The following is a 12,867-nucleotide window of genomic DNA, read 5'->3' on the forward strand; positions in this document are numbered from 1 at the left end:
TCAATGACCCCGATTACTAGCGTTTAGATGAAAAAGTCCAGGCGGAAATAGATCGGCGCTTCACGCTCAGTCAGCGCGTCCGGTCGTTCCAGGGAATGCGCGAAAGTCACGCTGGCGGCCACATGCTGACCACGTGCGAACAACTCCAGCGAGTTGCTCGACATGCGTCCGTGCTGATCGCCGTTGTAGCGATCACCGCGAATTACGCCCTGGTCGTAACCGAGGCTGGTGCCGTATTCGGCGAACACCGGTTGCAGCCATTCGGCGGTCACCGGGCGGCTCCAGCGCAGGTCGTTGCGCCAGTAGCCACCACTGTCGCCGGACAGCGATTGATCCTTGTAGCCGCGGATCGACGCCAAGCCGCCGAGGCTGGTGCGTTGTGGGCTGAACAGCACATCTTCGCTGCGCTGGCCGGTCATCAGGCTGCTGAAGCTGAAGGACTCACCGAGTAATTTGAACGGCTGCAAATAGCTCAGGGTTGCGGTGTATTTGCGGTAGCGTGCATCCGGTTCGCCGGGACCGGGATCGTGACTGCCCTGCGCATCGAAAGCACCAATGCCCTCCTGCATGCCAGCGTCGAAGTTGACGAAAGCGCTGCCGACACGACGGCCGTGGTTGAAGCCGAATTGCGCTTCGCTGATGCGATTGCTGCTCAGTTTGAGTTTGCTGTCTTCGATGTAGTTGTTAGTGCGCAGGTACGAAAGTCCCGCGCTGAGGGAGGTCTTGCTGACCGCGTCGCGATGGATCACGCGTTCGGCGCGCAACTGATGGTTTTCGCTGTCGCCGGTCTGCTTGAAGTTGTAGCCGTTGGCGGCGATCTGCGAGCGGTACTCGCTCTGGCTGTAGGTGTAACTGAACGTCCACCAGCCCCACGGCAGACTGTAATTGAGCATGGCGTTGTTGGAGGTGTGCTGATGATCGGTCATCGCATCGTGGCCGCCGCGCAGGCTCAGTTGGTCGGCCAGACCCAGCGGGCTGTCCCAGTCGAACGATGTGCCCCACTGCTGCTCGCCGGTGCTGCGCTGGCCATCGTTGCTGCGCGACAGGCCGGCGCGCCATGGCTTCTGCGGCGTATTGGTGACGCGCACTTCGCTGCCGCCGACATTCTGCCCCGGCGCCAGCTCCATTTTGGCCTGATTGGATGGCAGGCGATTGAGCTGGTCGACCATTTGCTCGATCTCGCGCAGGTTGACCAGTTCACCGCTTTTGCCGGGAAAGGCCATGGCCAGTTCGCGATCCGAGAGCCGGCTGTTTTCTGCGCCTTTCATGCCTTCGAGTTTGCCTTCGACCACCAGCACTTTCAGGTGCCCGGCGGACAGATCCTGTTGCGGCAGATAAGCGCGGCTGGTGACCAGACCTTTTTCGATGTAGTGATCGGTGATGACTTTGAGCAGCTCGTTGAGCTGCGGCACGCCGAGGCATTCGCCGATATAAGGCTTGAGCAGCCGCGCCTTGTCGCGCTCCGAGAGGCTGTCGGCGCCCTTGAGCTCGATGTCCTTGATGGTGAAGCAGCGAGTGTCGACGGGGGATGTCGGCTGTACGGGTTTGGCGTCTTTGCCGGGCAGATCCTTGAGTTCTTCGAGGCGCCGCTGCTGCTCTTCGAGCAAACGGTTCTGACGTTCGCGGATCAGGTCGGTTTCACCGGGAGTGGGCGCGGCCCAGGCAGATTCAAGCGGAGAGAGGCAGAGCAGCGCCAGGCACAACCGCGCCGTGAAGGCGGGTGAAAACATGTTCGATCCCTCGACACAAAAAGTGACATCAAAATAGTGGCGCGATATTAGAGGGCCATCATTTTGACGTCAAACTTAAGTTTGTTCCGCTCATCGGGATTTGCCGCGCTTTCATACGGGTGAAACCAGCACCTGCGTACAAGTGGTGGGCGCGTTTTGCGCGGATAGTGGCCGTTGCCCATTCGGCATCTATTCTTGCCACACACGATCACAAGGAGTTTGCATGAGCACCTTCAAGACCCAAGACGGTACCGAGATCTATTACAAGGACTGGGGCAGCGGCAAGCCCGTGCTGTTCAGCCACGGCTGGCCGCTGGATGCCGACATGTGGGAATACCAGATGGAATACCTGAGCAGTCGCGGCTATCGCACCATCGCCTTCGACCGCCGTGGTTTCGGTCGCTCCGATCAACCATGGACCGGCTACGACTACGACACTTTCGCCGATGACATCGCCGGCCTGATCAACCATCTGGACCTGCGCGATGTGACCCTGGTCGGCTTCTCGATGGGTGGCGGCGACGTCAGCCGCTACATCGCCCGCCACGGCAGCGAGCGCGTTGCCGGTCTGGTATTGCTCGGTGCGGTGACGCCGCTGTTCGGCAAGAAAGCCGACTTCGCCGATGGCGTCGACAAATCGGTGTTCGACGGCATCAAGGCTGGCCTGCTGAAAGATCGCGCGCAGTTCATCGCCGACTTCAACGCGCCGTTCTACGGCACCAATCAGGGCCAGAAAGTCTCCGACGGCGTGCTCACGCAAACCCTGAACATCGCGCTGATGGCATCGCTCAAGGGCACCGTCGACTGCGTGACCGCGTTCTCGGAAACCGACTTCCGCCCGGACATGGCCAAGATCGACGTGCCGACCCTGGTGATCCATGGCGACGGCGACCAGATCGTGCCGTTCGAAACCACCGGCAAGCAGGCCGCCGCGCAAATCAAGGGCGCCGAGTTGAAGGTTTACGCGGGCGCGCCGCACGGGTTTGCCGTGACCCATGCGCAGGCGTTGAACGAGGATCTGCTGGCGTTCCTCAACCGGTAATCCCGCACGGCACACGCCGTAGTCAGATGCTGATGAGCCAAGGCCCGCGCGATGCGGGCCTTGTGTTTTGCACTATGGTATTTTCCTGCGTCCACCACTCGGAGACGGAAATCCCATGCTGCGAATACTCGGCAAAGCCTCATCGATCAACGTGCGCAAAGTGCTGTGGACCTGTGCCGAACTGGACATCCCGTTCGAGCGCGAAGACTGGGGTTCGGGTTTCAAGTCGCCGAACACGCCGGAGTTTCTCGCGCTCAACCCCTGCGCCATGGTGCCGGTGATCCAGGACGGCGATTTCACTCTCTGGGAATCCAACACAATCATTCGTTATCTGGCGACGCGTTACGGCGGTGCGCATTTGTATCCCGCTGAGCCTATTGCCCGCGCGCAGGTCGATCAGTGGATCGACTGGCAGGCCTCGGAGCTGAATCGCTCGTGGTCGTATCCGCTGATGGCGCTGGTGCGCAAGTCGCCCGACTATCAGGACCTCGATGCCCTGGCCGCCGGCTGCCGGGACTGGACGCGCAACATGCAAATCCTCGATCGCCAACTGGAGAAGACCGGCGCATACGTCAGTGGCGAGCAGTTTTCCCTGGCGGACATTCCGATCGGGCTGTCAGTGAATCGCTGGTTCGAAACGCCGCTCGATCACGGGAATCTGGCTGCGGTGCGCGCCTATTACGATCGCTTGAATCAGCGCGACGGTTATCGTTTGTACGGGCGCAATGGCACGCCGTAAAGATGCGCTCGATCAGGCTTGCTCACGCACCACGCCCCGCTCTTCAAGCAAACGCACGAACATGCTCAGACTGCGCGACACCGTGCCCCGGCGCCACACCAGCCACGTAGTCAGATAGCGGAAGTCCGCGGTCAGCGGCCAGACGCTGACCGTCGCGCTGCCGGGCATGCTCTGCAGCATTTTGCGCGGCATCAGCGCCAGGCCGGCACCGGCGCTGACGCAGGCGAGCATGCCGTGGTAGGACTCCATTTCGAAGATCTTGCCGGGTACGGCAGCGTCGGTGCTGAACCATTTTTCGAAATGGTGACGGTAGGAACAGTTGGAACGGAAGGCGTAGATATTCTCGCCGTTAACGTCCGCCGCACGTTCGACCGGTGAATGATTGAGCGGCGCGATGATGACCATTTCCTCCTCGAACGCCGGCACACCTTCCAGGGCCGGATGCAGCACCGGGCCGTCGACGAATGCCGCAGCCAGACGCCCGGACAGCACGCCGTCGATCATCGTCCCCGATGGCCCGGTGGACAGGTCGAGGTCGACCTTCGGGTGCTGCTGGTTGTACGCCGCCAACAGTTCGGGAATACGTACCGCTGCGGTACTTTCCAGCGAGCCCAACGGGAACGCGCCCTGGGGTTCTTCGCCTGCCACCGTAGCTCGGGCTTCCTGCACCAGATCGAGAATGCGCCGCGTGTATTCGAGAAAACTCCACCCGGCCGGCGACAGGCGCAGACGGCTCTTCTCGCGGATAAACAGATCGACGCCGAGGTCCTGCTCAAGCTGCTTGATCCGCGTAGTCAGGTTCGACGGCACGCGATGAATCTGCGTGGCGGCAGCGCTGATGCTGCCGTGCTCGGCCACGGCCTTGAAGATTTCCAGTTGCACCAGATCCACAGTCATTCTCCGATCGTGAAAGAAACGATCTCTATTATTCAGTTTCCAGAAAACTAACGCCACCCTACTCTAGGCCCATCCGACGAACCTACAGGACAACGTCAATGAGCCAGATTTCCAGCCAGACCCACGCCATCTCGATCAACCCGGCCACCGGCGAGCAGATCGGTCATTACGCGTTTGAATCCGCCGCTGCCCTTGATGCGGCACTGACTCGCGCTGCCTTCGCTTTCGGCAAGTGGAAGCGCAAGCCGCTGCAGGATCGTTCGCGCCTGTTGACCGCCCTCGCCGGCGCGCTGCGTGAAACCTCAGAAGCGATGGCAACCATGATCACCCGGGAAATGGGCAAGCCGATCGCCCAGGCCCGTGGCGAAATCGAGAAATGCGCCAAGCTCTGCGAGTGGTACGCCGAACACGGTCCAGCCATGCTCGACGCCGAAGCCACCCTGGTTGAAGGCGGCAAGGCGCGTATCGAGTACCGTCCGCTGGGGCCGATTCTGGCGGTGATGCCGTGGAATTTCCCGATCTGGCAAGTGCTGCGCGGCGCGGTGCCGACGTTGATCGCTGGCAACACTTACGTGCTCAAGCATGCGCCAAACGTGATGGGCAGCGCTTACCTGCTGCGCGATGCGTTCGTCCGCGCCGGTTTTCCCGATGGCGTGTTTGAAGTGATCAACGTCACCCCGGAAGGCGTTTCCAGCGCCATCGCCGATCCGCGCATTGCCGCCGTGACCCTGACCGGCAGCGTCCGCGCCGGCATGGCCATCGGTGCTCAGGCCGGTGCGGCATTGAAGAAATGCGTGCTGGAACTCGGCGGCTCCGATCCGTTCATCGTGCTCAACGATGCTGATCTGGATGAGGCGGTGCACGCGGCGGTGGTCGGTCGTTATCAGAACTCCGGCCAGGTTTGCGCGGCTGCCAAGCGTCTGATCATCGAACAAGGTGTTGTCGAAGAGTTCACCCGCAAGTTCGTTGAAGCGACACGCCAGTTGAAGGTGGGCGATCCGCTGAATGCGGACACCTATATCGGGCCGATGGCGCGCTTCGATCTGCGTGATGAACTCGATCAGCAAGTGCGTGACACGTTAGAGGAAGGCGCGAAGCTGCTGCTCGGCGGCAGAAAAGCCGAGGGCGGCGGCAACTTCTACGAACCGACCGTACTAGCCGATGTGACCGACCGCATGACTTCGTTCAAGCAAGAGCTGTTTGGCCCGGTCGCTTCGATCATCACCGCCCGCGATTGCGCACACGCCGTAGCCTTGGCCAACGACAGCGATTTCGGCCTGACTGCCACGATCTACACCGCCAACGTCGCACTGGCCGAGCAACTGACCAGCGAACTGGAAACCGGCGGCGTGTTCATCAACGGCTACTCGGCGAGCGATCCGCGTGTGACCTTCGGCGGCGTGAAAAAAAGCGGCTTCGGTCGTGAGCTGTCGCACTTTGGCGTACGGGAATTCTGCAATGCGCAGACCGTATGGCTGGATCGTAAATAAGCCGGGTGCTGTAAAACCTGTGGGAGCGAGCCTGCTCGCGAAAGCGGTGTATCAAGCGATGAAGATGCCGAATCCACCGGAGCCATCGCTGGCAAGCCAGCTCCCACAAATACTGCGGTGGAAACTGATACAGCAAACACCATAGAATCCTGTGGGAGCTGGCTTGCCAGCGATGGCGGTGCATCAGCCAGCATTTATACCGACTGATTCACCGCTTTCGTGAGCAAGCTCACTCCCACAAGTCCACGCAATTTACAGATATTTCAGCCAGCTGATGTCGCGGCGCCGCGCTTTCAATGCAGAGAACCAGCGCACCGCCGGGAACAGCACCACGGCAAGAACCACCGCCGCCAGCCACACCGCCGTCACCGTCGAAAAGCCGAAATAGCTGCCCTGATTCAGGCCGAACAGCGCCACACCGATCAGGTACAACACCTTCAACACATACAAGTGCAGCAGATAGAAAAACATCGGTGCCGAGCCGAACACCGTCAGCCAGCCAATCCAGCGGCGACTCTGCACGCGCTCAAAGGCGAGCAACAGCAACAGCCCCACGCTCACAGTCAGCGCGATGAACAGCAGCGATGGCGGGTATTTGGTGATGTTGAAAAAGCTCATCAGTGTCTGCACCAGCGAATCGCTGATCGCCCACGGTTTTTCGCCGTAGCCGTTAATCAAGCGCAGCACCACAAATCCCAGCAATCCACCGACCCCGGCAATCAGCAAACGACGCTGACGCACCGCCGCGTCCATGCCGCGAGCAAACCACGGCCCGAGCGCATAGCCCAGGCCGATTACACCAATCCACGGCAGCAGCGGGTACGAGGTGCGCAGGCGCAGGGTTTCGCTGATCTCGATCCAGCCTCGATCATGCAGAATCGCCCAAGGCACATGCAGCGCCGACTCGACCGGGAAATGCAGCGTATCAAGCAAGTTGTGCCCGGCGATGATCGCCACGCTCAGCGTCAGCAGCAGCGCACGTGGCAACCAGACCAGCAGCGCCAGCGCGATCATGCTCAGGCCGATCGCCCAGATCACTTGCAGGTAAATCACGCTCGGCGGCAACTGGAACGTCCAGGCGAAGTTGACCAAAGTGAATTCCAGCGCCACGAGGAACAATCCGCGTTTGAACAGAAATGCGCTGACATCGGCTTTGCCGGAGTATTTTTCGCCGTAGAGCCATGCCGACAAACCGGTCAGCAAGACAAACACCGGCGCACACAGATGCGCCAGAGTGCGGCTGAAAAACAGCGCCGGCTCGGTGCTGGCGATGTCCATCGGATCGGAGACCTGTCGGTGCAACAGGAAGGTTTCACGTACGTGATCGAGCAGCATGAACAGGATCACCAGGCCTCTGAGCGCATCAATGGATAGCAGCCGGCCAGTCGTCAATGGGGCAGAACGGGGAAGCACAGGGGTCATGGGTCTTTCGCAATCGAGAGGAATAACACCGGACAGCCACAACGCCGCCCGCAAATTTCGCGTTACCTTATAACACCAGAAAAACAAAACCCAAACATGCACCATCGAAGTTGCCCATCAGCGCCAGCCTTCTATAGTGAACAGGTCCGCCCTGCCCTTGAGCGCTGTCCATGGTCAACACCGAACACCTGATCATCTGCGAGCACTGTGATTGTGTGTACGAGAAAGTCGTGCTCGGCAAACACCAGAAAACCCTGTGCGTGCGCTGCGGTGGCGTGCTGCAGCGCTTCAACGGCCTGACCATCGAGCAGCGTCTGGCCCTGACGTTCACGGCCGCGATGCTGTGGCTGTTCGCCAATTTCTATCCGGTGATGAGCATCAGCCTCAAAGGCATGAAAAACAGCGCGACCCTATGGGATTCGGTGCTCGCGCTGAGCCAGGGACCGATCACCTTTATCGCGATGGTCGCGGCGATCGCAATCATCATTGCCCCGGCATTTCAGTTGGTGTTGTTGATCTGGGTGTTGAGTTTTGCCCTCGGCCTGCGCCGGGCACCGGGGTTCAATCTGTGCATGCGCTGGCTGGAAACCCTGCGCCCGTGGAGCATGCTTGAGGTGTGTCTGCTGGGGGCGATGGTCGCGGTGTTCAAACTCGCCGGCCTGCTCGATGTGCTGCCGGGGATCGGCCTGTTCGCCCTGGCGGTGCTGAGCCTGATGATGATCCGCATTGCCGGCCGTGACATCCGTGAACTCTGGGACATTTTATGAAGCGTCCACCGACCGCCAGTGAACTCAATTTATGCCTGTGCCACAGCTGTGGCCTAGCCTGCGATATGACCGACGAGCCACACGAGTGCCCGCGCTGCGATGCGCCGCTGCATCGGCGCAAAACCAATTCGCTGACGCGAACCTGGGCGTACATGCTCGCCGCCCTGGCCTTTTATATCCCGGCCAATCTGCTGCCGGTGATGAATACGGTGATGCTTGGCAACGGCGCCGACAGCACGATCATGAGTGGCGTGCTGGAGTTCTGGGAGGCCGGGGCGTGGGACATCGCCCTGATCATTTTCATCGCCAGTATCGCGGTGCCGGGGGTCAAGTTCGTCGCCCTGACCTTGCTGCTGGTCACCGTACAGCGCAACAGCGATTGGGCGCGCAGGGAGCGTTCGAAGCTGTACCGCTTCGTCGAACTGATCGGCTACTGGTCGATGCTCGACGTACTGGTGGTCGCGCTGGTCGCGGCGCTGGTGAAATTCCAGGCGCTGGGCGATATCGAGCCACGACCGGGCATCCTGTTCTTCGGCCTGGTCGTGGTGTTCACCATGCTCGCGGCGATGAGTTTCGACCCGCGCCTGATCTGGGACAAGGACACCAGCGACACGGTCAGCGACGCAGCGTCTGGAGCAGCACCTGCAACGGATGGCGCAGCGCCTGATCCGACTGGCGCTTGACCTGGCTGCGGCAGGAGTAGCCGGTCGCCAACGCCTCGCCCTGCTCCGCCGGAGCCTGCACCTGACGCGCCCACGACTGCTCGTAAATAACGGCCGAGGTCTGGCGATTACGTGCTTCGTGGCCGTAGGTGCCGGACATGCCGCAGCAACCGGTAGCCTGCGTGGCCAGCTTCAGACCGGCACGTTCGAAGACCTGTTCCCACTGGCGGGTCGCGGCCGGCGCGTTGGTTTTCTCCGTGCAATGGGCGAGCAGACGAAACGCTTTGGGCTGAGCCTCAGGCGCCTGCTCCGGCATGACCTTGAGTAACCACTCCTGCACCAGCGCTACTTCTGGGCACTCATTCAGGCCCGGTACTTTCAGGTATTCCTGGCGATAGACCAGAGTCATCGCCGGATCCAGCCCCAGCAGCGGCACGCCGGTCTGCGCCAGCGCCTGCAACTGCTCAGCGTTACGCAACGCCGCGCGATTGAACGCCGAGAGAAAGCCCTGCACGTGCAGCGGCTTGCCGTTGGCGCTGAACGGCGCGAGATAGACCTGATAACCCAGGCGCGAAATCAGCTCGACCAGATCAGCCAGCAGCGGCGCTTCGAAGTAGCGGGTGAAGGCATCCTGCACGATGACCACGCTGCGTTCGCGCTGCCCTGGGGTTAGCGCCGACAGCGTTGCGACAGTTGCCGGCTGCACCTGCCAACGGCGCATCGCCGCATGGAAATCGAAACGGCTGAGCAGCGGCACATCGACCATGCCACCGATCCGCGCCAGTGCGCCACGCACCCAGCCCGCGCCCATCAAGCCGTTGTACAGCGCCGGAATACGCGCCATGTAGGGAATGGTGTATTCCAGCGAGGCAATCAGGTAATCCCGGGCCGGACGCAGATAACGACTGTGATACAGCTCGAGAAAACGCGAGCGGAATTCCGGCACGTTGACCTTCACCGGGCACTGCCCCGCGCAGGATTTACAGGCCAGGCAACCGGCCATGGCGTCGTACACCTCATGGGAAAAATCCGCCGATGGATCGCGACTGTTGCGCCAGCGCTGCCACAGCGTGCTGAAAAACGCCGGTTTACGGATTGCGTCCGAGAGCACATCGACGCCCGCCTCGCCCTGCAACCGCAGCCATTCGCGAATCAGCGAAGCGCGGCCCTTGGGCGATTGCGCGCGTTCGCGGGTGGCTTTCCACGACGGGCACATGGCGTCATCAGGATCGAAGTTGTAGCAGGCGCCGTTGCCATTGCAATGCATGGCCGCGCCGTAGCTTTGCCAGACTTTCTCGTCGATCTGCCGATCCAGCTCGCCGCGCAGGGCCACTTCGTCGATCTTCAGCAGTGCCGATCCGCTGTTGGCCGGCGTGGCGATTTTGCCCGGATTGAACTGGTTGAACGGGTCGAACGCCGCTTTCAAGGCTTGCAGCGCCGGGTACAACTCGCCGAAGAATGCCGGCGCGTATTCCGAACGCAGGCCCTTGCCATGCTCGCCCCAGAGCAGACCGCCGTAGCGCTGGGTCAAAGCGGCGACGCCATCGGACACCGGGCGTACCAGGGCCGCTTGCTGCGGGTCTTTCATGTCGAGGATCGGCCGCACATGCAGTACGCCGGCGTCGACATGGCCGAACATGCCGTACTGCAAGCCGTGGCTGTCGAGCAGGTCGCGCAGTTCGGCGATGTATTCGGCCAAATGCTGCGGCGGCACTGCGGTGTCTTCAACGAACGGCTGCGGGCGGGCTTCACCGGCGACGTTGCCGAGCAGGCCCACCGCCCGTTTGCGCATGCCGTAAACCTTGTTCACCGCTGCCTGACCAACCGCCAGCGTATGGCCCAGGCGCTCCACGGTGCGGTCGTTTTGCAGATGTTCGAGGAACGCTTCGACGCGGCGTTGCAGATCTTCGGGATCGTCACCGCAGAACTCGACCAGATTGATGCCCAGAGTCGGCCGCTCAGCGTTTTCCGGAAAATATTCGGCAACGCCGTGCCAGACGATGTCCTGCATCGCCAGCAGCAAGACCTTGGAGTCGACGGTTTCAATCGACAACGGCTTGAGCGCCATCAACGCCCGCGCATCGCGCAAGGCATCCATGAACCCGGCGTAGCGGATGTTGACCAGCATGGTGTGCTTGGGAATCGGCAGCACGTTGAGTCGCGCTTCGACAACGAAGCCCAGCGAGCCTTCAGCGCCACAGAGCACGCTGTTGAGGTTGAAGCGCTGATCGGCCTCGCGCAGATGCGCCAGGTCATAACCGGTCAGGCAGCGGTTGAGATCGGGAAAGCGTGCCTTGATCAGCTCGCCCTGTTCATCAATGATCTGCCGCGCACAACGATAGACTTCGCCGACGCGATCATCGCGGGCGCACTGCGCTGCAAGCTCATCCTCGGCCAGCGGCAGGCCGTGCAGACGCTCGCCGCCGCGCAGGATCATCTCAAGCTCCAGCACATGGTCGCGGGTCTTGCCGTAGGTGCAACTGCCCTGGCCGCTGGCGTCGGTGTTGATCATGCCGCCGACCGTGGCGCGGTTCGAGGTCGACAGTTCCGGGGCGAAGAACAGCCCGGCGGATTTCAACGCGGCGTTGAGCTGATCCTTGACCACCCCGGCCTGCACCCGCACCCAGCGCTGTTCAACGTTGATTTCCAGAATGCGATTCATGTGCCGCGACAGGTCGACGACGATGCCGTCCGTCAGCGATTGGCCGTTGGTGCCGGTGCCACCGCCACGGGGGGTGATCACCACTTTCTCGTACGCCGGTTCGGCAATCAGCCGCGCCACCCGTGCAACGTCTTCGGCGTCCAGCGGAAACACAGCGGCTTGCGGCAGGCGTTGGTAGATCGAGTTGTCGGTCGCGAGCACCACGCGACTGGCGTAATCAGCGCTGATTTCCCCGCGAAAGCCGCTGTCTTTCAGGGCGGCGAGGAATTGTTGGTAATCGCCGGTCAGGGCTTTGGCAGGCGACAGCTGGGCAATCATCGGTCGGGTCATCTCGGTCAAATCGGGCTGTGTGGCGGTGAACAGTTGTGCGCAAGGAATGATTGCGTCAGGCTCCGCCATCTGATTGCGCCCATGTTCATTGCTGGCCAGCCATGGAACAAGCGTAATTTCGACCCGCTATCGATGAGTTTTACGAATGAATCCGCGCACCCTCACACCGTCCATGTCGCTGCTGCTGGCTTTCGAGGCCGCCGCTCGACACGAGAGCTACACCCGCGCCGCCCATGAACTGTCACTGACGCAGAGCGCGGTCAGTCGCCAGGTACAGATTCTCGAGAAGATGCTCGGCATGCGTCTGTTCAGCCGTGAAGGCCGGCAGGTGGTGCTGACGGATGTCGGGCGCATGTATCAGCGCGAGCTCAGCGAAGCCCTCGGACAGATTCGCAGCGCAACCTTGCAGGCAATGGCGTTTGGTTCGGGTATCCATAGCCTGCGCTTGGCGACGCTGCCGACCTTCGGTTCGAAATGGCTGCTGCCACGGTTGAAGGATTTCTACACGGCGCACCCGGGCACGACCGTGCACCTGCATTCGCGGATCGAAACCATCGACTTCGACACCAGCGAAATCGACGCGGCGATCTGCGTCGGCGGGGGTGAATGGCCAGGCCTGACCGCCCTGCCCCTGCACACCGAAGAATTGGTGGCGATTGCCAGCGCGCAGCTGTCGGCGACTGAACGCGACGAAGCCGAGCGGCACATTGCCGGGCAGTTGCTGCTCAACGTCAGCAGCAATGCCCAGGCATGGGCAGAATGGTTCAGCCATCATCAACTGCCGCATCGCAGCATGCGGATCGGGCCGAGCTTCGAAATGACCTCGCACTTGATTCAGGCAGTACGCGCCAATATCGGCGTCGGCCTGGTGCCGCGAATTCTGGTCGAAGACGAATTGCTCAAGGGCGAATTGCTGCAACTGGGAGAGCCGATTACCAGCCGACGCAGCTATTACCTGGTGTACCCGCCGCGTAATGAGAATCTGCCTTCGTTGAGAGCGTTTCGGGATTGGCTGCTCGAGACGCTTTGACTCGTGGGCCCCATCGCGGGCAAGCCCGCTCCCACAGGTATTGTGTCGCTCACAAATTTTGCATCCGACAAAGACCCTGTGGGAGCGGGCTTGCCC

General features: G+C 61.3%; 10 protein-coding genes. 6 read left to right on the top strand and 4 right to left on the bottom strand.

Going from position 1 to position 12,867, the window contains the following annotated elements; translation table 11 throughout:
• Positions 1 to 23 precede the first annotated feature (23 nt).
• Positions 24 to 1,730: a ShlB/FhaC/HecB family hemolysin secretion/activation protein gene (locus QMX86_RS17090; protein ID WP_282384685.1), complete on the bottom strand. Its 1,707-nt coding sequence runs from the start codon at positions 1,728 to 1,730 to the stop codon at positions 24 to 26.
• A 223-nt stretch (positions 1,731 to 1,953) separates the two neighbouring features.
• On the opposite strand from QMX86_RS17090, the gene QMX86_RS17095 reads away from it, so the two are divergent.
• The gene (locus QMX86_RS17095; RefSeq protein ID WP_016775055.1) at positions 1,954 to 2,772 is read left to right on the top strand and encodes an alpha/beta hydrolase; all 819 of its coding nucleotides are present in this window, start codon (positions 1,954 to 1,956) and stop codon (positions 2,770 to 2,772) included.
• Between the two features lie 115 nt (positions 2,773 to 2,887).
• Positions 2,888 to 3,511, top strand: a complete 624-nt coding sequence (locus QMX86_RS17100; RefSeq protein WP_282384684.1) for a glutathione S-transferase — start codon at positions 2,888 to 2,890, stop codon at positions 3,509 to 3,511.
• Positions 3,512 to 3,523: 12 nt separating this feature from the next.
• Here QMX86_RS17100 and QMX86_RS17105 read toward each other — a convergent pair whose 3' ends face one another.
• Entirely contained in the window at positions 3,524 to 4,402 is an 879-nt protein-coding gene (locus tag QMX86_RS17105) for a LysR family transcriptional regulator (RefSeq protein ID WP_038862196.1), read from the bottom strand.
• A gap of 104 nt (positions 4,403 to 4,506) precedes the next feature.
• Here QMX86_RS17105 and QMX86_RS17110 point away from each other — a divergent pair, with 104 nt between their 5' ends.
• A complete protein-coding gene (locus tag QMX86_RS17110) occupies positions 4,507 to 5,898 on the top strand; it encodes an aldehyde dehydrogenase family protein (RefSeq protein ID WP_282384683.1) in 1,392 nt (463 codons plus the stop codon).
• Positions 5,899 to 6,150: 252 nt separating this feature from the next.
• Here the strand turns inward: QMX86_RS17110 and QMX86_RS17115 are convergent, their stop codons facing one another.
• Entirely contained in the window at positions 6,151 to 7,320 is a 1,170-nt protein-coding gene (locus QMX86_RS17115) for a DUF1624 domain-containing protein (RefSeq protein WP_282387253.1), read from the bottom strand.
• A gap of 170 nt (positions 7,321 to 7,490) precedes the next feature.
• On the opposite strand from QMX86_RS17115, the gene QMX86_RS17120 reads away from it, so the two are divergent.
• The gene (locus tag QMX86_RS17120; RefSeq protein ID WP_110645622.1) at positions 7,491 to 8,087 is read left to right on the top strand and encodes a paraquat-inducible protein A; all 597 of its coding nucleotides are present in this window, start codon (positions 7,491 to 7,493) and stop codon (positions 8,085 to 8,087) included.
• Positions 8,084 to 8,770, top strand: a complete 687-nt coding sequence (locus QMX86_RS17125) for a paraquat-inducible protein A (RefSeq protein WP_110645621.1) — start codon at positions 8,084 to 8,086, stop codon at positions 8,768 to 8,770. The genes QMX86_RS17120 and QMX86_RS17125 overlap by 4 nt, the downstream gene beginning before the upstream one ends.
• Here QMX86_RS17125 and QMX86_RS17130 read toward each other — a convergent pair.
• Positions 8,703 to 11,729, bottom strand: coding sequence for an FAD-binding and (Fe-S)-binding domain-containing protein (locus QMX86_RS17130; protein ID WP_282387257.1), 3,027 nt, complete (start codon positions 11,727 to 11,729; stop codon positions 8,703 to 8,705). The two genes, QMX86_RS17125 and QMX86_RS17130, sit on opposite strands and share 68 nt — an antisense overlap.
• Before the next feature lie 157 nt (positions 11,730 to 11,886).
• Here QMX86_RS17130 and QMX86_RS17135 point away from each other — a divergent pair, with 157 nt between their 5' ends.
• Entirely contained in the window at positions 11,887 to 12,771 is an 885-nt protein-coding gene (locus QMX86_RS17135; RefSeq protein WP_273527349.1) for a LysR substrate-binding domain-containing protein, read from the top strand.
• Positions 12,772 to 12,867 lie beyond the last annotated feature (96 nt).

Origin of the sequence: Pseudomonas sp. PS01270, from assembly GCF_029959775.1 — a bacterium.
GTDB classification, from domain to species: Bacteria; Pseudomonadota; Gammaproteobacteria; order Pseudomonadales; family Pseudomonadaceae; genus Aquipseudomonas; species Aquipseudomonas atacamensis.